Source organism: Stenotrophomonas humi (assembly GCF_001431415.1).
Lineage (GTDB): Bacteria > Pseudomonadota > Gammaproteobacteria > Xanthomonadales > Xanthomonadaceae > Stenotrophomonas > Stenotrophomonas humi.
Window position 1 is genome coordinate 1 of sequence record NZ_LDJI01000038.1, and the last position, 19,168, is coordinate 19,168.

The window sequence follows — 19,168 nt, forward strand, 5'->3', positions numbered from 1 at the left end:
CGCCTCGATCTTGAACTCATCCGTGTAACGTTTCGTACTCATAACCACCTCCGCCTAAGCCATAGTTTATGGCTGCGAGGTGTCTACGAAATCCTGGGCGATTCAACCTGCTTTATGTCGTCGTCAGTCAGGTCTACCCATAAGGCATTGGCGGGCCTGGTGGTCACATACCATAAATCCCGCAGGACGCGCTCAAAGGGTTTGGCTGGGAGCGGAATATACAGCTGAAGGGAGGAGGCATCCATGGCAGGTACTCAGTGTTTTTTCTATGTTCCTTTGCAATAGCGATGTTGTCTAGCTCCAAGGTAATGACCTTTGACCAAGCATCATTTCTGCAACCTCAACTTGGGGGCAGTCAACGTGAAAGACGGTTTTCGCTCCACTTGATGCAAGTCAAGACCACGCATAGAGAGCTGTTCCATGATGCCATTACTATCCGATGAGCATGTTGATGAACCTACTTTCGTCGCTGGCGAAATGCTTCGAGACTTCGTACCGGCGATTTCCGCCCGGCAGGTGAGCGGCGCAATATCGTTTGCCAGACTGCCATCGCCGTCACTCCGGACTTGGTGGCAGCGGCGACAACGCAGACAGCGGCAGAACGAAACGACAGGGGCGCATTCTCGCATTCCTCAGATTCGCTATATCCAAAATGATATAACGGTTGGAACAGGTCAACCTCGTGGCCGATGCCCGGATTCTCTGCTTTGGCGGGCCTGGGCACCTTGACCAAAATCAAACCCGGGCCAGTCGCGTTGCCGCCTACACTTGGCGCCTGGCGGAGAGCGAGGAGAGCGGGCGATGAGTGATGCCGACAAGGCGGTCGAGTTGAGTGGAAACCTGTCGTTGAGCATCGCCGGGCAAAGCCTGGGCGGGCAGGGACGGTTCGCACTGCTCGGCCTGATCGATGCCTGCGGTTCGATCAGCCAGGCCGTCAAGCGCATGGGCATGACCTACAAGAACGCCTGGGACGCCGTGGACGCCATGAACACCGCCGCCGGTGAGCCATTGGTCGCACGCACGGTGGGCGGCCAGGGCGGCGGCGGGGCCCAGTTGACGGATCGCGGACGCGACCTGATCCAGCGGTTTACCCAGATCGAGCGCGAACATCGTATTTTTCTGGAATCACTCCAGGCATCGGGCCTGCAGGACGATCTCAATCTGATCCGGAGGATCGCCATGAACACCAGCGCTCGCAATCAGTTCCACGGCTATGTCGGCAGCCTTGTCCCCGGCGCGGTCAACGACGAAGTGCATATCGTCGTCGCGCCGAACCTGCAGATCGTGGCGACCATCACCCACGGCAGTGCGGAAGGGCTGGGATTGGCGGTTGGCAAGCAGGCGTTCGCCCTGGTCAAGGCGTCATCGGTCATCGTTGCCAATGTCGTCGAAGGGGCGCGCTATTCGGCCCGGAACTGCCTGACTGGAACCGTTGAACGCATCAGCCAGGGCGCGGTGAATGACGAGATCGTGCTGGATGTCGGCAATGGGTGCTCCGTGGTGGCGATCATCACCCGCCAAAGCACCCAGGCGCTGGAGCTGAAGGTGGGCGAAAAGGCGACGGCGTTGTTCAAGGCATCGAGCGTGATCATTGGCGTGCCGGGGTGAGTTGATCCGGTTGTTGTCGCGGTAAGAACATGAAGGCCTGTTGTTGCAGGTATGGGCCGTTCTCAACGCAGTAGGTATTCCGCGACTGAGGCGCGGACGCATATGCAGGCAGCCAGCATCCCCAAAAATCACGCAGCGTTTCTGGAGCGAGCGCTTCCTCTTCTTCAGGGCGAAGAGCGTTTTGTTGGCGTCGCCGCCGCGGGCTCCTTCGCCAATGGAAAGATGGACGAGTTCAGCGACCTGGATCTTGTCATCGCAGTGGAGCCGTCCTTCATGGCGGCGATCACGGTCGAGCGGCAACGCATCGCTGCCGGGTTGGGACCGCTGGTGGCAGCTTTCACCGGCGAGCATGTCGGCGAGCCACGGGTTCTCATCTGCCTGTATGACGGGGAGGGCGGCAATCCTCCACTCCATGTCGATCTCAAGTTTGTCTCGCTATCTGACGCGGCCACCCGTGTGGATGAGCTCTCCGTACTTTGGGAGCGAGACGGTCGCCTGAGCCAGGTACTTCAGGCTGAAGAGTCCCGTTTTCCCATGCCGGACCTGCAGTGGATCGAAGATCGTTTCTGGGTCTGGATTCACTACGCAACACTGAAGATCGGGCGCGGCGAGCTGTTCGAGGCGGTCGATTTCCTTGCCTTTCTCCGCATGAAGGTACTCGGCCCCCTCATCCTCGTGGAAGCCGGGGCGCAACCGGCTGGTGTACGTCGGGTGGAAACGTCAGCGCCATCGCGCGCGACACAGCTTCAGGAGACCGTGGCTGCGTACAACACTGCTTCATGCATTCGCAGTCTCCATACGGCGGTCGAACTGTATCGCTCGCTTCGGAATTCGGTTGGAACGGACGACGTGGTTGCTAACGAAGCGGCGGAAAGCACGGCGATGAAGTATTTGGAAGGTGCCACCGCAGGCTGGAATGATCCATGTCGAAGCCACCCCGTGGTTTGGCAGTAGCACCATTCGCAATCCGATCCATTCCGATTCGACTTTCGAGAGGTATACCGTGCCGTCGTTTCAATATTCATGCGCAGTCGCTTTCTCCGACCTTGCCCCCCAATGTCCAGCACCGGTAGCGGTGAGAATCGCCAAGGTCCTTGGGTTCGGGGCAGCCATTTCGATGCTGGCCTTTTCAGCGAGGGCTGAGCCAGTCGTGAGTACCAGCGACGTGGAGCGGTTCTACGCAATTTACGAAGCCGCCGATGGCAAGCCGACGGCGGATCAGCTGCAGCGTGACTATCTGGATCAGGGGACCGATGGCCTGAAGCACTTTGCGAGTATTCGCAAGATCACTGGCGAGCGCATCGCCAAAGCCATCAACGAGCGGCCTGAAATCTACGTGCAGGCACGCGAATGCGTCGCGGCATTGCCCGCCGCCAAAGCGCGCGTTGGTAGCGCATTGAATCGTTTTTCCGAACTCTATCCAGAAGCGCAATTTCCACCCGTGACGATCTCGGTGGGTCGCGGCCGGCCTGTGGCGGTTGCGGGCCCGAATGACGGCATCAACATCGGGTTGGAGGCGCTGTGTGCAACGACCTTCATCAATCCGAATGTCGAGGATCGCTTGGTCCGCGTCATGGTTCATGAGTTCATCCATGTTCAACAGAACCCGGAACTGACTGACAAGGAGAATCCCACGGTTCTTGATCTGTCGCTTGTCGAAGGCTCGGCTGAGTTTGTGACGGAACTGCTTACCGGCGATGTCGCTTACGCCTACATGGCTGATCTGGTGAAGGGGCAGGAACTGGAGATAGAGACCAGATTCCAGGCCGACATGGCATCAACCGACCTGTCGAAATGGCTTTACAACTCCACCCCGTCCAATCCTCAGGACCTGGGCTACTGGGTCGGTTACCGGATCGCCAAAGCCTACTACTCCAATGCCAAGGATAAACGTCAGGCGCTTGAGGAGATCATCACGACGAGCGATGCGCGAGCGATTCTGGCGGGCAGCGGCTGGGAGCCGGGATCGGGAATCGAGTGAGAAAGCAAGCTGCGGGCGGTGTCAATCAGTACAAACCAGATGTGATTCATGGCTCCTCCGCCAACCTGCCCGCAGCGAGGCAATGCCGCGACATCGCGGTTGAACGCATCGAGCATGGCCAAGAACAGCTGCCAACATCGCCTCAGCGGCAACGGAATAGAGAGCAACCCGGTTTTCTTCGGGGCGATCGCACCGTGAAGGAAGGGAGCTGGCTGACGCAGCTCAATGGATGCAGTAGCAGCCCACGCGTATCGACCTCCGTGCGCTGATAGACCATCCAGCCGAAATGTCAGAGGCGCCTAGCGGATCCGCAGTGTCAAACCGTGTGTCAAAGCCTCCAGCAGCGCGCTGACTTTCGGAAGTGCTTCACGGCTCTTTATCCACGCCAAGGTCAGCGCCAGGCCTTCGGTGGCCAGGTGCGGTAGCACTTCAACCAGGCTGCCGTCTTCAAGGTGGCCACGTATCAACCAGGTCGGCAATTGCGTGATGCCGCATCCGGCGACTGCGGCGGTGACCTGGCCTTCACCATCACCCACTACGAGCTGGGTGGGTATCGTGCCGTAGTCGACTTCCCCGGCCCGTTCACCGGCAAAGCGCCACGGACTGACCGAACCATCTGCACGGCCGTAGCCGATGCCACGGTGCATATCCAGATCCCGTCGCGTCGCCGGCACGCCATGTGCGGCGAGGTACGTTGGCGCCGCACAGAAGACGTGCCGTTCATTGCCCAGAAGCCGGTGTCCAAGCGTGATGGGCCAGATATCGGGTCCTCCGATCCGCACAATGACATCCACGCCTTCATCGACAGGGTCGATAAAGCGGTCGGAGAAGGAAACGTGCGGCCGTGTCAGTGGATGGGCCTGCGCGAAGGCAAGAACGATCGGAAGCGCCTGCAGGCGTCCGAATGCCGCAGGGAGGTCGATCCGCACGCGACCGCTGGGTTCGGCGTCCTCGGCACGGAGCGACACTTCGGCCTCCTCCAGGTTGGCCATCACCTCGATGCAGGTCTTGTGGAACGCAGTGCCAGCATCGGTAAGTGACATGCGTCGCGTCGTGCGATGGAACAGGCGTCGGCCAAGTCGGTCTTCCAGCCGCGCGATGGACTTGCCGACTGCTGACGCGGTCAGGTGGAGCCGCTCGGCAGCGGCCGTGAAACTCCCTGCATCGGCGACGCAGACGAAAACGTCGAGGCCTTTCAGGCGTTCCGAGGGATGCATCAGCCAAGCTTCTCCAGTTGCAGGAATCTGATTCCGTAAAGACCGTAAAAAGCATCCATAAACGGAATCGAACTCCACGATAGTCTGCTCGCATCATTCGATCAATCACTCCAGGGAATCTGATGAAACACGAACGACCGACAGTCCTCATAACCGGTGCAACGGGCCAGATCGGCGGCGAAACGTTGCGGAATCTCAGCCTCGATGACCGGGTAGCGCCGGTGGCCGCAGTGCGTTCAGCCGCCAAGGCCGCGCCCTTTCAGGCACGTGGAATCCGCACCGTGATTCTCGATTTCGACAGGCAGGAGACATTGCTGCCGGCCCTGCGGGGCATTGACCGCGTGCTGTTGGCCACCGGCTACACGGTAGACATGCTGCGCCAAAGCAAAGCGTTTCTCGATGCGGCCAGGCTGGCGGACGTGAAGCATGTGGTGCATCTGGGAGCGTGCGGCGGCGACGATGCGACCGTTGGGCACTGGGCATGGCATCAGTTCGTGGAGCGCTACATCGAATGGTGCGGCTTCTCATTCACGCATCTACGGCCCGAAGTCTTCATGCAGAACCTGCTGAGCTACGACGGCACGCGTGCCGTCAACAACGGTGTGATCCAGCAATACACCGGGGATGCGCGTTTCAGCTGGGTCGATGGCGATGACGTGGCGGCGGTGGCCGCTCAGGCACTGACATGGCCGGAAGCACATGCCGGGCAGACCCATCGGCTTGGCTACGACTCGAAATCCTACGGTGAGATCGCGGCGATGATGAGCGAACTGCTCGGTCAACCATTCCACTATGAAGCCCTCAGCCCGGACATATTCCTGGAGAACATGCGGGCTGCCGGCGCGAACATGGCCTACATGGAATGCGTGCATGACAACTTCAAGCGTGCAGCGGCGCGATCCATTCCAGGCATCGAAGATACGTTCGATAATTTCCAGCAGATCACTGGCCGCGAGCCCGTGCGCTGGGCCGATTTCATCGTGAAGCATCGCCAGGCTTTCGCGTACTGACGGTCGCCTGGATGTAGATGGAGATGCCCATTCAGGGTGGAAGCAGTTGCCCAAGAGGCAGTGGTTTTCCACCCGGGGCGGGCATCACGCGCGATGCGGGAGTGGAGACGATCCCGGGTGGGATCATGCCGACGGCTTGGCCGCCTTGGAGGGGGCGGCCAAGGGTTTCTCGCGGATGAATTGGGAGTGGCGAAGCGGTCACTGAAGAGCATCGGTGCGGAATGGTTCGCTTCCTGACGCTCTGCTGTTCATCTTAGGTGGGTACCGATGCTGCGAACACGGTGTGATGGTCGATCAGGTGCTGCGGGTTTTCGTTGGGACTGTTCGATTCGAGCTGCAATTCTGCGGGTCGCTGCATCTTCACAATCCATCCACGTGTTCCAACGTCAGCTGAAAGCGGGACGCGGCTACGGCAAAAAGGCCGCTATATTCCAGACTCCCCAAACGAAGGAGGGTGTGGAATGTTCATGACCAAACAACAGTTGGTGATGGTGCGTACGCTCGGCGTGGCGATCGTCGCGACCGTAGGTCTTGCTTCCTGCGCAACCTATAAAGAAGAGTTTGCAGGGATCAACTCGCGCCTCGATCAACTCGACACGAAGGTGCAGGGCGCGGCCCAAAGCGCCGAATCGGCCAATCAGTCCGCACAGCGGGCCAATCAACGACTGGATCAAATTGAAGGTCGCGTCCAGCAGCTCGAAACGGCGCCGCGCCGCACGCCGCGCGGTTGATCGCTCTTGCACAATTGGTGACAAACGCCTGAGTCCGGGACCCGGTGGCCTTTGCCGGCCACTGGTTTCCTTTCCCCTACACGGTCTTCATTCCAAGGAACCGTCCTATCCGTACGTACACATACACGGCAATCCGAGCCATTCATTGCGCGCTGGCAATGGCGCTGGCGTTCGCGAGTATCGGCATGGCCAGCGCCGAAGATGGCGCCGCGCAACCGGTGGCCGCTGTCGATCAGCTTCCGCCAGACCAACACGTGTCCGAGACCGTGATCGAGCTCGCAGGCTGGGTCGTCGCAAGCAACGATAACCAAGGCTATCCGTTCGCGATCATGGACAAGGCCGCTGCACAGATTTTGGTATTCGACGGCGATGGCCGGCTTCGCGGCGCAGCGCCGGGGCTTTTCGGCTCGGCGACCGGCGATCACACGGCGCCAGGCGTTGCTGGTCTGGCGCTTCGCGAGATTCCGGGTCGGGACCGCACAACGCCTGCGGGTCGCTTTGTAGGCGGTTTCGGCCCGTCAATCGACGCTGGGCGCGTGCTGTGGGTGGACTACGATTCCGCGGTTTCCATCCACCCGACCGCCACCGGCGTGCCGGCCGAGAGGCGTGCCGAACGTCTTGCATCGCCCTCGCCGGACGACAACCGCGTCACCCACGGCTGTATCAATGTTTCGCCCGAATTCTACGAGCTGATCATCAGTTCCACGTTCGAGCGGGGCGGGGTGTTCTACATCCTGCCGGACAAGGCGTCGCTGGCGGAGACGTTTCCGGAGTTCGCGCAAAGTCGCGCGACGACGCAAGTCAGCCATTGAGGCCGTGCACGACCAGCCCGCTGGTAGAGGTGGCGCGTTGCCTTTGGTGTGCGAGGCAGCGAGGCGACTGACACGGTTCGTGGCCTGTCCTCTTCCTCGGGTATGCAGCGCGATGCAGTGCCTTCCATGCAGTGGGAATCCGGACAGAAGTTGCGTCTGATCTTGGCGGTTGCTCGATCCGCCAAGGTGCTGGGCGATGCCGCCTTGGCTCGGCACTTGTCTCGTCCGCATTGCTCCGTCCAGTGGCCTCTGCGAATAGGCCTGACGATTCATTGATGCTGAAGCAGCTTCGCGGCGCAACTCGATTCTGGACTTGGTCGATGTTCGTTCCTGGCCGGAACCGACTCGTCGTTCAGCGCAGCGCGAAGCAATCTCAAGCGGTTTTCAGTCCGCGCAGCAACAGTTCGAGTGCAGCGGTCGCCTGCGCCAGGCGAGCGCTGCCGTCGTCGCCTTCGGCTATCCAGAATGCAGCTTCTGCGAGGCTGCCGTAGATCAGCGATGCCAGCGCCCGTGCATCCACCGGCGCGATCACGCCACGCTGGATGAGGCTGTCGATCAGACGCTGCATCGAGGCGACGCAGTGCCGCTGCGAATCAGGTGAGGCTCCGCCCAGCACGGCGCGTGCATCGCGCAGCACGATGCGCTGGATATCCGGTTCCAGCGCCATGTCCAGGTACGCGACACAGCGCTGGCGAAAGCCTTCCCATGCATCTTCGGCCGCATTGCTGATCGCCTGAAGGCGCGTATCGGTCTCGGCATCGATCTGATCGACCACGGCTGCCAGCAGGCCTCGCTTGTCGCCGAAGTGGTGGTACAAGGCGCCGCGGGTAAGCCCGGCCTGGGCGGTCAGGTCGTCCATCGAAGTCGCCGCATAGCCGTGTTCACTGAACACCCTGCGGGCGGTGGACAACAGACTGGCGCGGGTTTCTTCCATTTCAGCGCGGGTGCGGCGGACCATCCGGAACTCCTTGCAGACGAGATGCATGATTGTTTACATACGGGGCGTATGAATGTAGTCTCTTATTTATACGCTCCGTATGTATTGTCGTGGCGCGGCCTGTGCCAAGCAAGTCCGGCCGCATTGGAGACCTCATTGGCTGCTTCCTATCGTGAACTGTTCGCTACGCCTGGCGCGCCAGGCCTGGTTCTGGCGGGGCTGATCGCCCGTTTGCCACTGCCGATGACGGGCATCGGCATCATCAGCCTGCTGTCTTCGTTACGGGGCAGCTATGCCCTGGCCGGCGCGGTGTCCGCGTTGTTTGTTCTGACCTACGCGGTTCTCTCGCCGCAGGTGTCGCGGCTGGTTGATCGGCATGGACAGGGGCGGGTGCTGCCCTTCGCGACTGCCGTCAGCGTCATCGGATTGCTGTTGCTTGCCGTCGCCACGTGGCTGGAGGCGCCCGACTGGACTCTGTTTGCCGCCGCCGTGGCGGCTGGCTGCATGCCGAGCATCTCGGCGATGGTGCGCGCACGCTGGACGGCGCTGCACCGCGGTCGTCCGCCGTTGCAGGCTGCCTACTCACTGGAAACGGTGCTTGATGAACTCAGCTTCATCGCCGGGCCGCCCATCGCGGTGGGCCTGTCGATCACGTGGATGCCCCAGGCAGGCGTATTGGCCGCGGCGGTGCTGCTGGCCATTGGCGTCGCTGCGCTGGTGGCGCAGCGGAGTACCGAGCCTGCCGTGGAGTCGATCGAAGCGGCGACCCACAGGCAGCAACCGATGATCGCTTTCCCGGGTGTGGTCTGGCTGGTGGTGCTGATGATCGCGATGGGCCTCATCGTCGGCAGCATCGATATCACCAGTGTTGCGTTCACCGCTGCGCTTGGCCAACCCGGTGCAGCCAGCCTTGTGCTGTCCGCCTACGCGCTCGGTTCCTGCGCGGCAGGGCTGCTGTTCGGCGCGCAGCGCCTGTCGCTTCCGCTGCACCGGCAGTTGTGGCTGGGGGGTGCGGCGACCGCGCTGACCACCTTGCCGCTACTTTACGCCACGGGGACCGTCCAGCTGGCGTTGTCCGTTCTGGTGGCCGGGTTGTTCTTCGCGCCGACGATGATCGTGGCGATGTCGCTGATTGAACGGCGGGTTCCTGCGCAACGTGTGACCGAAGGCATGACCTGGCTGTTGGCGGGTCTCAATGTCGGCGTGGCGGCCGGTGCCGCAGTGTCCGGGCAGATGGTCGATCGCATCGGCCCTCATGCCGGCTTCGTCGTTGCGCTCTGCGCAGGCGGCCTTGTGCTGATCACCTCATGGCTGAGCAGCCGGGCACTCCAGCGCTCGGATCACAACGATTGCCGCGCCGATCCCGTTACCGACGCCGGCTGACGCCGGTACTGTTTCCTCCGAGGTCCTTCCCCATGTCCATCCAATCGTCAGTGCCCACCGAGGCTGCTGCGCGGCACCCGTGGCTGGCTGTTTCCGCCGTCGGCCTGGCTACCTTTTCCGTCGTCACCACCGAGATGCTGCCCGTCGGCTTGTTGACCTCCATCGCTGCAGCACTGGGGAGCAGCACCGGCGACGCCGGGTGGCTGATTTCGTTGCCGGCGATGCTCGCTGCGGTGTCCGCGCCGTTGGTCGTCATCGCCGCCGGGGCCCTCGATCGTCGGTTGATCCTGCGTGCACTGCTCGGCCTGCTGTTGCTGGCCAACCTCGCATCGGCGCTGGCACCGAACATGGCGGCCATGCTCATGGCGCGGGCGCTGGTGGGGCTCTGCATGGGCGGCATCTGGGCCATTGCCGGCGGGCTGGCGGCACGTCTGGTGTCCGAATGCCGGGTGGGTCTGGCTACCTCGATCATCTTCGGTGGGGTGGCAGCGGCATCGGTGCTGGGCGTTCCGCTGGGCACGCTGATCGGCGACGCCTATGGCTGGCGTGCCGCATTTGCGGGCATGTCGCTGCTGAGCGGATTGGTGTTGCTGCTCCATCTGGGCGTCATTCCGGCGCTCCCGGTTGCGAGAGGAGTGAGCATGCGGATGTTCCTGCAACAGCTGGGCAATCGTGCCCTGCAGCGGGGGCTGCTGCTCACGCTGTTGTTGGTGGCCGGTCACTTCATGGTCTTCACCTTCGTGCGCCCGTTGCTAGACGCATGGTCCGGTGTCGGAATGCGCTGGATGGGGCCCTTGTTGTTTGCTTACGGCGTCGCCGGGATTGCCGGCAATTTCCTGATGGGCCCGCTTGCTGCACGTTGGACCAGACCAGCGGTGACGGCAATTTCAGTGGGACTGCTGCTGACGCCGTTGCTGTGGCTCTCCGCCGGTACGACCTTTTGTGGCGCCATCTGGGTGCTGTTGTTGTGGGGGCTGGCTTATGGAGGCGTCTCGGTAGGACTGATGACCTGGATGATGAAGGCCACGCCACGGGCGATGGAGGTCGCCGGGTCGTTGTACGTAGGCGTGTTCAACATCGGCATCGCGGCGGGGGCGTGGGCAGGTGGGTGGTTGCTTGATCACAATGGGATCACCGGCAACCTGTGGGTAGCCGCGGCGCTGGCATTGGCGGCACTGCTTGCCTGCATAGGCGCCCGTACGCTGTCGGGATCAGCAGAGCGGCTGAAAGCGCATCCGCACGGTTGATCGGACAGCCTGAATCATTGCTCCTGTCCAGAAGTCGAAGCAGCCGATAGGCGGTCTCCCAATCGCAAGGGTCATCCAGCGAACGAAGCGACTACCTGGCTGCGAACATCCAGGGGACCCTGCGTTGCCGGCCGTAGGCCGGTAACGCAGGGCCATGTCGTCAACGTATCGGCAAGGCGACCGGACGCAGCGGCGCGGCATCCCCGCCGCGGATCTTCAGTGGCCCACCAATGAAGGCGAACTCATAGACCCTGTCGCGGGCCAGTTCGTCCAGCGCGATCAGTTCGATGATCGGTGCACCCTGTTGGGCCAGCAGGTAGGTGTGCAGTGGCACATAGTCGTCAGCCACTTCGGAGGGGAAGGTCTCGAAACTCAGGTTGTCGGCGCCCACCACAATCGCACCCCCGTCTTCGACCAGAAAGCGGGCTGCATCCAGACTCATGCCCGGCGGATTAGCCATGTAGGCCTTGGGCTGGTTGAACAGCTGCATGCGCCCGGTGCGGATCAGCACGATGTCTCCCTCCTGCAGGCTGACGTTCTGCCGGCGCAGCGCATCCTTCAGGTCCTGGCGGGTCACCCGGTAGCTATCCGGCAGCATGTTCACGCCCTTGGCGCCGGCGACGTCGATCAACACGCCACGCGCTACCAGCGGCGGGAATTTCTCGATGCCGGTGACCTTCCAGCCGCGATCGCCAAGGTGCTTGCTGGCCTCGAAGCCATTCCAGATGCGACCGTGGATGCCGAAATGGTTGAGCGCGTCGATATGCGTGCCGGTGTGGCTGTACATCGAGAATGCAGTGCCGGTGTAGCTGCGCGTGGTATTCATTGCTGCGCCAACACCCATGGGGTCGTCGATCATGGTGCCGTGCGGGGTGTGGGTCATCCAGAACTGGTAGTGCGGGTCGCCTGCGTCCTGCCAGCTGGGCATGCCGACGTAGTAGTCGGTGGCCAGATCGTAGACCTTGCCGCCGCTGACCCGCGACAGGATCGCGGCACGCGATGCTTCGGTGATCAGATTGAGTCGGCCGATTTCATCCGTTGGGCCCCACGGACTGACGCCGACCTGCTGGCCGGAAGGCACCTGTTCCGGCGGTGGGCTCTGGTGCGCGACGGCCAGTGGTGAGATTGCGGCCAACAACAGGCCGAGCGCGGTGGAGCGGCGACACACGCGCGATGCTGGGAACGGAGACAGAAGCGACATTGCAGTACCTGGTTCAGCGGGGGAGAACACAGGTTAGGCAGCGCCCGCGGAGCGAAACAGTCACCGCCGGGCAGCTCAGTTTTCGCTGGGCGTCAGCAATCCAGGCCGTCGGACTGCGGCAGTGCTTCGTGCAGGAAGTCAATGAAGGCGCGCACCTTGCGTTGCAGGTGGCGTTGAGTGGGATAGACCGCGTAGACGATGCGCGGCGGATAGCGATGATCGGCCAGCACCTGTTGCAGCTGGCCGTTGGCGAGCGCCGGTGCGGCCAGGAACGAGGGCAGCGCGCCGATGCCAAGGCCAGCCACCAACAGGTCGCGCAGCAGCAGGCTGTTGTTGGCATTGACCCGCGCGGGCTGGGTCACCGTGACGCGGCCATCCGGGCCGTGCAGCGGCCAGCTGCCGGGCGAGTCGGACAGGCTGTAGGCCAGCAGGGTGTGGTCACCCAGCTGCTCCACCGTGGTGGGGGCAGGGTGCTGTTGCAGATAAGCCGGCGCCGCGCACAGTACCTGCTGCAGCGATGCCAGCCGCCGCGCGACGAGCGTGGAGTCGTCCAGGTCCGCACGCAGCCGCAGCGACACGTCGAAGCCTTCGCCTACGGTATCGACCAGCCGGTCTTCCATCACCAGGTCCAGCGCCAGCTGCGGATGCTGGGCGAGGAAGCGCGGCAGCAGCGGAGACAGCGTACTCAGTGCGAACGACAGCGGCGCATTGACCCGCAGTCGGCCACTGATCTCACCGCGCTGATCGGCGATGCCGCTTTCCAGTGCATCCAGATCGTCAAGCAGACGGCAGCATTCCGCGTAATACGCTTTGCCGGTATCGGTCAGGCTCATGCGTCGGGTAGTCCGTTGCAGCAGCACGACGCCGAGGTGAGCCTCCAGCATCCGCAACTGTTTGCTCAGCCCCGCCGCCGACATGCCTAGGTCTTCGGCTGCCCGCGCCAGGCCACCGCGTTCGACGATTCGTCGAAAAGCGCGCATCAGGTTGAAGGAATCCACGGCCAGCCCCGCTGCGAAAAACGCGCCCAGGGTAGCGGAAATGCGGGTGGTCGAACGATGGCGCGGTTGTGCCGGGTGCACGCCTTGTTCAGCCCCGGCGACTCCTGTCGATCCGACGGGGGACGCACGCGTCCATGGATAGCGGGGGGCGGTTGTTGGAGGATGTCGGGGCAGCGGGTGGCCGGCCAATGTCAGTGCGAGGCCTGGATATCACCCTGCTGGACCAGATCATGGGATACCCGACCCACACGATCCTGCGCCGGGACCTGCAGGCGGTGCTCCTGGACCATGTGGCTCGGGTTGGTATCCCGGTGGAGTTCGGACATCGAGCGGTAGCGATTGAGCTGGATGAGAGTGGAAGGGGCGTGGCGCTGTTTGAGAACGGGGAGCGAATCCGCCCAGATCTGCTTATTGGCGCCGATGGGCGCATGAACTCGGTGGCGCGTAGCTTCGTCGCAGGTGACAACAGGCCAATCTACCAAGGCTTTGTGAACTGGATCGGGGTTGCACAGGGGAAGGATGCACTGGTGAACGAAATCGGGATCCAGGACTACTGGGGTCCTGGCCATCGTTTTGGTTGCGTCGCGATCCGTTCAGATCTGGTGTACTGGGCAGCCGCTCAGGCGCGGCCATTGCCTGGGAAGGAGGCCGCCACGAACCTGCATAAAGAAGTCATGGATCTGTTTGCAGGATGGTCCGGCCCTGTCGCCCGCCTCATAGATGCCACACCGGGGCATTCGATCCAGCGGATTGCTGTACACGACCTGGAGCCGCTGAAGACACGGAGCCGGGCAAATGTTCTGCTGGTCGGAGATGCGGCGCATGCGCCGCTGCCGACCTCGGGCCAGGGCGCTTGCCAGGCGTTGGAAGACGCGTGGCATCTTGCGCGATGCTTGGAAGGCAACGGCGGTTGTTTGGATGAAGCACTGCTGCGCTTCGCATCGGTCCGCAGGCCAAAAACTGCAAAATTGGCAGAGCAGGGCCGAGTGTTCGCGCGGGGGCTTTTCACCACCGACCCAGAGGCCTGCCGTATTCGCGATGAGCGTGCCAAGGCGTCCGATGCGGTGCGCGATGCGCATGCGATGGCGGAAGGATGGTCGCAGGGATTGCCGATGGGAGCGTGCACCGATCAGAGTCCAGTGGATGGCGCTGGCAGTCTATATCGCCTCTGAAAGGCAATCGTGGCTTGGCCGGCATATGGCGAGTGAGGGCGGAAGAGGTATCCATATGGTCGGAGTCTGATGATCGCTTCCGCATTGCGACCTATTGCGGAGCTGAGCAGGCCTGGCCGCTCTTGGCGATGGCGTCGTGAACCGGGGAATCGGTACAGAGCGTCCGCTTTTGGCCGAAAGCGAGCTCCACGTGCTGTCAACTACCTTGTCGTCCGCCTGATCACCCCGCACTGATCAGGAACAGACGGAAGTCTGCTTCTTCTGGCCCGGATGGAATGCTGTGCACCATTCCCATCTTCGGAAGATTACGCTCCCAGTAGGCGTGCGCGGTCTTGTCCTTACGAAATGTGGCCAGAAGCCATTCGCCCGTTGCGGGTCGCACAAGGTCTTTGACCACCGCTGCTGCGACGCCCTTGCCTCGATGTTTGGGCAGGACAAACAGATCGGCCAACTCTGGTAGGCGCCGCCCTTGAAGCTCGACCTCATCCACCTGGACGAACCCGCACAGCGCGCCGTCGAGCCAGATCAGACGAGTCCATGCAGGCTCATTCCGCAACCGGGACCGGACATCGGCGAATGCGCAGTCATAAAGACCATCGGAAAGGATCTCTTCGTCACTCCAAGCCGATGCTTCGAAGTAGTACAACTGCATCAATCTGAAAACCACATCCGCATCCTGCGCGGTGGCGTTGACAAGTGTCAGTCCGTCCATCTAATAGATTCATCCACATCAGCCATGCTGATCCCGATGATAGCTGGTGCAGGAAGAGCGCAGAAAAACTATTCTTCGACTGCTATTGGACGCTCGAACATCAAGCGTCTCCTGCTGGCCGCAGGGAGTCATGCGCCCTAAAGCCGACATCCGTGAGATTCTCGTTGGAGCCTATGTCCGCATATCCCGTGTCGGACGCTCTCCGCGATATGGCTGAGGAGTTCGTCGTCGAGCGCGAGTATCAGCGCTGCATGCACCAAGTGACGGTTCGTGCGGGTTTGCAGGGCTTCTACACTCCTGACATCGGTTCTTGCAGTTCGTCGTAGATCTGCTTTAACCCTTTCAATTCGCTCGCGTAATCGAAGTCTGGATCCTCGCGTTCCGTCACGAGCTCCAATACTTCGAAGATGAGCCCCTCCACGCCGCTGCGGTTCCACTCGGCCTGCAGTATCTGATCTGCGTGCTTGCCCATAAGCAGTTCGAAGCGTGCGCGATTGAGTGATGCGTGTACGTTGCGACTCGCGCCGAGCAGCAGGTGACCGCTTGCGCGGTCGCGGATGGCATAGATGCCCATCGGGGGGAAGGCGTCACGCGCTTGGCGCGCGGTCGCCCGTCGCGCCAAGCGCGATGCCGTGTTGGCGTGAGAGTCCATCTTTCTTCTCCTTGTGGCAGTAGTAGAGGCCGTGGAGCACCAGCATGGCCAGGAATGCGGCAGGGCAGGCCCAGAACACGCCTGCTAAACCGAAGCGTGCTTCCAGTACCGCTGCGACCGGCAACTCGATGCCAATGATCGCCGTCAAGCTCAGGAGTGCCGGCACCAACGCCACACCACGCGCGCGCATCGCGCCCACCAACACGTTGCTCCATCCGAGCAGCAACACGCTCCAAGCAATGGTGCGCACGATCGCGACTGACAGGTCCAGCGCGGGCCCTGGTTCCAGAAAGACGCGCAGAACGAATGGCGCAAGCACATGTGCAGCCACCACGAACAGTGCGGTGACCACGGCATTCAAACGCAGCCCCATATTCACGATTGCTGGTAGCCGCTCGCGACGTCCCGCACCGATTGCGTGTGCGCTGAAGATTGCTGCGGCGATGCCCAGGCTCATCGCTGGGAACTGCACCCAACTCAGGATCTGCGTTGCTGCGCCATAGGCGGCGGTCGCGGTTGAGCCGTGACGGTTCACTAGGCCGAGTAGGACAATCTCAGCCAGCGCCATCGCCAGCATCTGCATCGTGGCCGGTAGACCGATGCGCACCATGCGTTTAGCGATGACGGCACTTGGCTTGTAGTCCTGCCATCCCGCGCCAATGGCAAGCGGATGGCAGTTCCGACGCCAACGCCGGATCAGTACGGTTAGCGCAGTGATTTGTGCGACGAGTACCGAGACTGCCACGCCTGCCACGCCCAAAGAGGTGCCGGCCACAAGGAGCGGCGTGGACACCGCACCCACGATTGCCGCAGCCAGCAAAGACCACATCGGTGAGAGCGCGTCGCCGGTGCCGCGGCTCAGCGACAGGCCTGCCCAAGTGACGAAGACGCAGGGCATCACCAGCAGCATTGCGCGTGCATAGCGGATTGCGGTCGGCAAGATGTCGGTCGGCGTGCCGAGTGTTTGCATCAACCACGGTGTGCACCACACACCGATCATTGCGACCGCAAGCCCGACGCCAAGCGCCGCCACGAAGGCCGTCGCTCCCACGCGGCGCACTTGTGCCGCATTCCGCGCACCCCATGCTTGGCCTGCCAGGATAGTCGCGCCGGCCCCCAGTCCGATAATCAGCGACAACAGCAAGAAGAACACGGGAAAGAAAGACGCAGCTGTCGCGATACCGCGCACACCCAGCAGGTGTCCAAGCCAGAACCCATCAAGTAGTCCGCTCGCGCTTTGCAACGCGTGCGTCAGGATCAAGGGTGCCAACAGCGCAAGGTAATGCGTACGCAGCGTTGGTGTGGGTCCTGCGGGTGGCGGTGATTCCGGCTCGTTCATGCGCGTCTCGCGGATCGGGGGCATGCGTGTTCCCACAACGCTGCGACCTATAGCCGCGCACTGGTTGCCAAGAAAGGGAGAAAGGGGCTCGACTTAGCCGGGGGCAGGTTCGATGAGCTGCAGGACGTACGCGCGCACGTCTTGTGGCCATGGGTCCATCTGCGCTATCAACCGCTCGCGGTCGTCGGCAAACAGCGCACGCGATGCCTCCTCGAAGCAGGGGAGGTTGCCGGCCAACGTAGACATGACGTGATATGCGCGCTCGCGCGCCTGACGCGCCTGTTCCCTGGCGCCACCTTTTTGCCGCGCTTCGTGCACAAGCTTGCGTAGAGCCACTGACGCACCGCCAGTTTGCGCCGCAAGCCAGTCCCAGTGTTCTGGCAGAAGTGTTACTTCCCGAGCGACCACGCCGAGTCTGGGGCGGCCGCGTCCCTTTGGGGACTGGGCTGGCGCACTCACTATGTAGCGCGCCACAACAGCATCTTCGCCACCGCTTAAATTCAGATCTACAGGCTGTCCGCTTGCATCGCTGAAGACGAGCGTATGCGCGTCGGCGTCCACCTGCTCCGCGCGCAGCACGGCCAAGGCAACCTCGTGCAAGGGACCTGAGGTGAGGCGGCGCGTGCCAAGGAAAACGGTGTAGCTGGCTGGGATGCTTGGATTCATAGCGCGCATATTACCCGGGTAATATTTATCCGTCAATAACACCCGGATAAAAATAAACCCTGGGAAGCGATCTTTCCATCTGAGTTGGCGCAGCCTGCACCGCCTTGCGCCATCCAACACAGAGCTCAGCGAAAAAGGATTGATCGACGGCCACAAAGGGTTCCGCAGGGACACTGCCCATGAAAAGGAGCTGCAGGGCTCATTGGATATCAGGATGGCCGCTCTTGACCGGCAGCAGTCAAGCCCAGAATTCAGCTTTCGCCCCGGAGTAGTCAGTCCATTGGTGACGACTGATCTGTTGCTGGTACCTTTCTGGGATCGACTGCCTGCAACCAGCTGTATCCGGTCAGTCGTTTGCCCCGAGCCGCGCGATGCGACGGTACTCCTGCCGTATCACCACGCGTTGTCGGCTGACCAACCACCAGGTTCCAACCATCCAGGCGATGGCCCAAGCCGCGAGGCGATGTGCGGCATGCTGCCACTCTGCTGCACTGAACAGATGGCAGGCGATCAGGCTGACCAGGGCGTAGCCGCTCAGCGCGAGCGCTGACGTATGGGCCAGCTTCAGATGCCGCAGCCTGTTGCGCAGTTGCAGCTTCCGGACGGAAGCGTAGACCGACACCGGCTCGTGAGCGGCGATGCGCTGCTCGGTCTGCTGTCGCAGCAGAATGGTCCAACTGGCAACCAGGAATACCGAGAAGAACGGGATCAGCAGCCATTGCCCTGGTGACAGCTTCCCGTCTGCTACCGGCCAGGTGAGCAAGGCAACTCCAGCGACCGTCAAGGCGACTTCGATGACGCGGCGTACCTTCTCCACGCGGCGGTGTCGCTGGGTCTTCCGGGCCATCGCGTCGGCCAGGCCTGACGGGGGCTGCTGGCGTTGCCAGAGCGCGCGGAGCGCGTCGTCATTGATGTCCATCGTGGATCTCCTGTAGTGCCTTTCGGGCTCGGTGCGCCCGCACGCCCACGTTGTCGGTACTGATGCCCAGCATCTCGGCGATCTCCTTGTAATCGAAGCCCTCCAGCTGCAGCAGGAGTACCTGGCGCTGGGGCAGAGGAATCAGGCGCAATGCGTCGAGCAGCCATTGCGTGTCGACTTCGCCGGGGTCGGAGGAGGCGTCGGCAATGGATTCCATTGCCTCCTGGTCCAAGGGTGAACGGTCCGTGCTGCGCACCGCCTGCCGCACGTGGCTGGCGCCAAGATTGTGGGCAATACGCAGCATGTAGGCGGGGAGACGGGCCGGATCACGCAGTCGCGGCAGACCCTGCCACACGGCCAGCAGTATTTCCTGTACGAGGTCCTCCTGCGCGCTCCGGTCGCGCTCGTAGGCACGAACCGTCCGCCATACGCGCGGCAGATGGAGTTGAACGTCGGACCACAACGGGTGCATCAGGGCGATGTCTCCAAATCGGTACAAGCCCTCAGTCGTTCGAAGGCGGCAATTTCTTACACGCAGTCTTTCGTTGCTTGAACGGTAAGAAACCACCTTCTGGAGGTTACT

The 19,168-nt window shown here is 62.1% G+C and carries 19 protein-coding genes; 9 read left to right on the top strand and 10 right to left on the bottom strand.

Annotated elements, in window-relative coordinates:
- Positions 1-801 precede the first annotated feature (801 nt).
- The 3 genes from ABB26_RS16845 (at position 802) to ABB26_RS16855 (ending at position 3,589) form a co-directional block, all read left to right on the top strand.
- Positions 802-1,608, top strand: coding sequence for a TOBE domain-containing protein (locus tag ABB26_RS16845; RefSeq protein ID WP_057635879.1), 807 nt, complete (start codon positions 802-804; stop codon positions 1,606-1,608).
- Between the two features lie 102 nt (positions 1,609-1,710).
- Positions 1,711-2,562 carry a nucleotidyltransferase domain-containing protein gene (locus ABB26_RS16850; protein WP_057635880.1) on the top strand — a complete coding sequence of 284 codons (852 nt, stop codon included), beginning with the start codon at positions 1,711-1,713 and terminating at the stop codon, positions 2,560-2,562.
- The gene (locus ABB26_RS16855; protein ID WP_152982731.1) at positions 2,525-3,589 is read left to right on the top strand and encodes a DUF2268 domain-containing putative Zn-dependent protease; all 1,065 of its coding nucleotides are present in this window, start codon (positions 2,525-2,527) and stop codon (positions 3,587-3,589) included. The genes ABB26_RS16850 and ABB26_RS16855 overlap by 38 nt, the downstream gene beginning before the upstream one ends.
- Before the next feature lie 299 nt (positions 3,590-3,888).
- On the opposite strand, the gene ABB26_RS16860 is transcribed toward ABB26_RS16855, so the two are convergent.
- On the bottom strand, positions 3,889-4,884 hold the full coding sequence (locus ABB26_RS16860; RefSeq protein ID WP_245626258.1) for a LysR family transcriptional regulator: 996 nt from the start codon (positions 4,882-4,884) through the stop codon (positions 3,889-3,891).
- A gap of 44 nt (positions 4,885-4,928) precedes the next feature.
- On the opposite strand from ABB26_RS16860, the gene ABB26_RS16865 reads away from it, so the two are divergent.
- The 3 genes from ABB26_RS16865 (at position 4,929) to ABB26_RS16875 (ending at position 7,359) form a co-directional block, all read left to right on the top strand.
- Entirely contained in the window at positions 4,929-5,816 is an 888-nt protein-coding gene (locus tag ABB26_RS16865) for an NmrA family NAD(P)-binding protein (RefSeq protein ID WP_057635883.1), read from the top strand.
- A gap of 461 nt (positions 5,817-6,277) precedes the next feature.
- The gene (locus ABB26_RS16870) at positions 6,278-6,547 is read left to right on the top strand and encodes a hypothetical protein (protein WP_057635884.1); all 270 of its coding nucleotides are present in this window, start codon (positions 6,278-6,280) and stop codon (positions 6,545-6,547) included.
- A 158-nt stretch (positions 6,548-6,705) separates the two neighbouring features.
- Positions 6,706-7,359 carry a L,D-transpeptidase gene (locus ABB26_RS16875; RefSeq protein ID WP_057635885.1) on the top strand — a complete coding sequence of 218 codons (654 nt, stop codon included), beginning with the start codon at positions 6,706-6,708 and terminating at the stop codon, positions 7,357-7,359.
- 373 nt (positions 7,360-7,732) lie between these two features.
- Here the strand turns inward: ABB26_RS16875 and ABB26_RS16880 are convergent, their stop codons facing one another.
- Positions 7,733-8,317, bottom strand: coding sequence for a TetR/AcrR family transcriptional regulator (locus tag ABB26_RS16880; protein ID WP_057635899.1), 585 nt, complete (start codon positions 8,315-8,317; stop codon positions 7,733-7,735).
- A gap of 135 nt (positions 8,318-8,452) precedes the next feature.
- On the opposite strand from ABB26_RS16880, the gene ABB26_RS16885 reads away from it, so the two are divergent.
- The gene (locus ABB26_RS16885; protein ID WP_057635900.1) at positions 8,453-9,679 is read left to right on the top strand and encodes an MFS transporter; all 1,227 of its coding nucleotides are present in this window, start codon (positions 8,453-8,455) and stop codon (positions 9,677-9,679) included.
- 32 nt (positions 9,680-9,711) lie between these two features.
- Entirely contained in the window at positions 9,712-10,926 is a 1,215-nt protein-coding gene (locus ABB26_RS16890) for an MFS transporter (RefSeq protein WP_057635886.1), read from the top strand.
- A 160-nt stretch (positions 10,927-11,086) separates the two neighbouring features.
- Here ABB26_RS16890 and ABB26_RS16895 read toward each other — a convergent pair whose 3' ends face one another.
- Together ABB26_RS16895 and ABB26_RS16900 are read right to left on the bottom strand one after the other, a co-directional pair.
- Positions 11,087-12,127, bottom strand: coding sequence for a cyclase family protein (locus ABB26_RS16895; RefSeq protein ID WP_057635887.1), 1,041 nt, complete (start codon positions 12,125-12,127; stop codon positions 11,087-11,089).
- A 92-nt stretch (positions 12,128-12,219) separates the two neighbouring features.
- Positions 12,220-13,125, bottom strand: a complete 906-nt coding sequence (locus ABB26_RS16900) for a LysR family transcriptional regulator (protein ID WP_057635901.1) — start codon at positions 13,123-13,125, stop codon at positions 12,220-12,222.
- Positions 13,126-13,313: 188 nt separating this feature from the next.
- On the opposite strand from ABB26_RS16900, the gene ABB26_RS16905 reads away from it, so the two are divergent.
- On the top strand, positions 13,314-14,297 hold the full coding sequence (locus tag ABB26_RS16905; RefSeq protein ID WP_245626259.1) for an FAD-dependent monooxygenase: 984 nt from the start codon (positions 13,314-13,316) through the stop codon (positions 14,295-14,297).
- Between the two features lie 220 nt (positions 14,298-14,517).
- Here ABB26_RS16905 and ABB26_RS16910 read toward each other — a convergent pair whose 3' ends face one another.
- From ABB26_RS16910 to ABB26_RS16935, 6 genes are all read right to left on the bottom strand, one after another.
- Positions 14,518-15,009 (bottom strand): GNAT family N-acetyltransferase, encoded by a 492-nt coding sequence (locus tag ABB26_RS16910; protein WP_057635888.1) that lies wholly within the window; start codon positions 15,007-15,009, stop codon positions 14,518-14,520.
- 289 nt (positions 15,010-15,298) lie between these two features.
- Positions 15,299-15,661 carry a GIY-YIG nuclease family protein gene (locus tag ABB26_RS16915; protein WP_057635889.1) on the bottom strand — a complete coding sequence of 121 codons (363 nt, stop codon included), beginning with the start codon at positions 15,659-15,661 and terminating at the stop codon, positions 15,299-15,301.
- Positions 15,597-17,000, bottom strand: a complete 1,404-nt coding sequence (locus ABB26_RS16920) for an MATE family efflux transporter (RefSeq protein ID WP_211261986.1) — start codon at positions 16,998-17,000, stop codon at positions 15,597-15,599. Before ABB26_RS16920 ends, ABB26_RS16915 begins: the two co-directional genes overlap by 65 nt.
- A 93-nt stretch (positions 17,001-17,093) precedes the next feature.
- Positions 17,094-17,822 carry a DUF2239 family protein gene (locus tag ABB26_RS16925; RefSeq protein ID WP_245626260.1) on the bottom strand — a complete coding sequence of 243 codons (729 nt, stop codon included), beginning with the start codon at positions 17,820-17,822 and terminating at the stop codon, positions 17,094-17,096.
- A 190-nt stretch (positions 17,823-18,012) separates the two neighbouring features.
- Complete coding sequence (locus ABB26_RS16930) at positions 18,013-18,585, bottom strand: hypothetical protein (protein WP_057635892.1); 573 nt, start codon at positions 18,583-18,585, stop codon at positions 18,013-18,015.
- Entirely contained in the window at positions 18,572-19,084 is a 513-nt protein-coding gene (locus ABB26_RS16935) for an RNA polymerase sigma factor (protein WP_161809069.1), read from the bottom strand. The genes ABB26_RS16930 and ABB26_RS16935 overlap by 14 nt, the downstream gene beginning before the upstream one ends.
- Positions 19,085-19,168 lie beyond the last annotated feature (84 nt).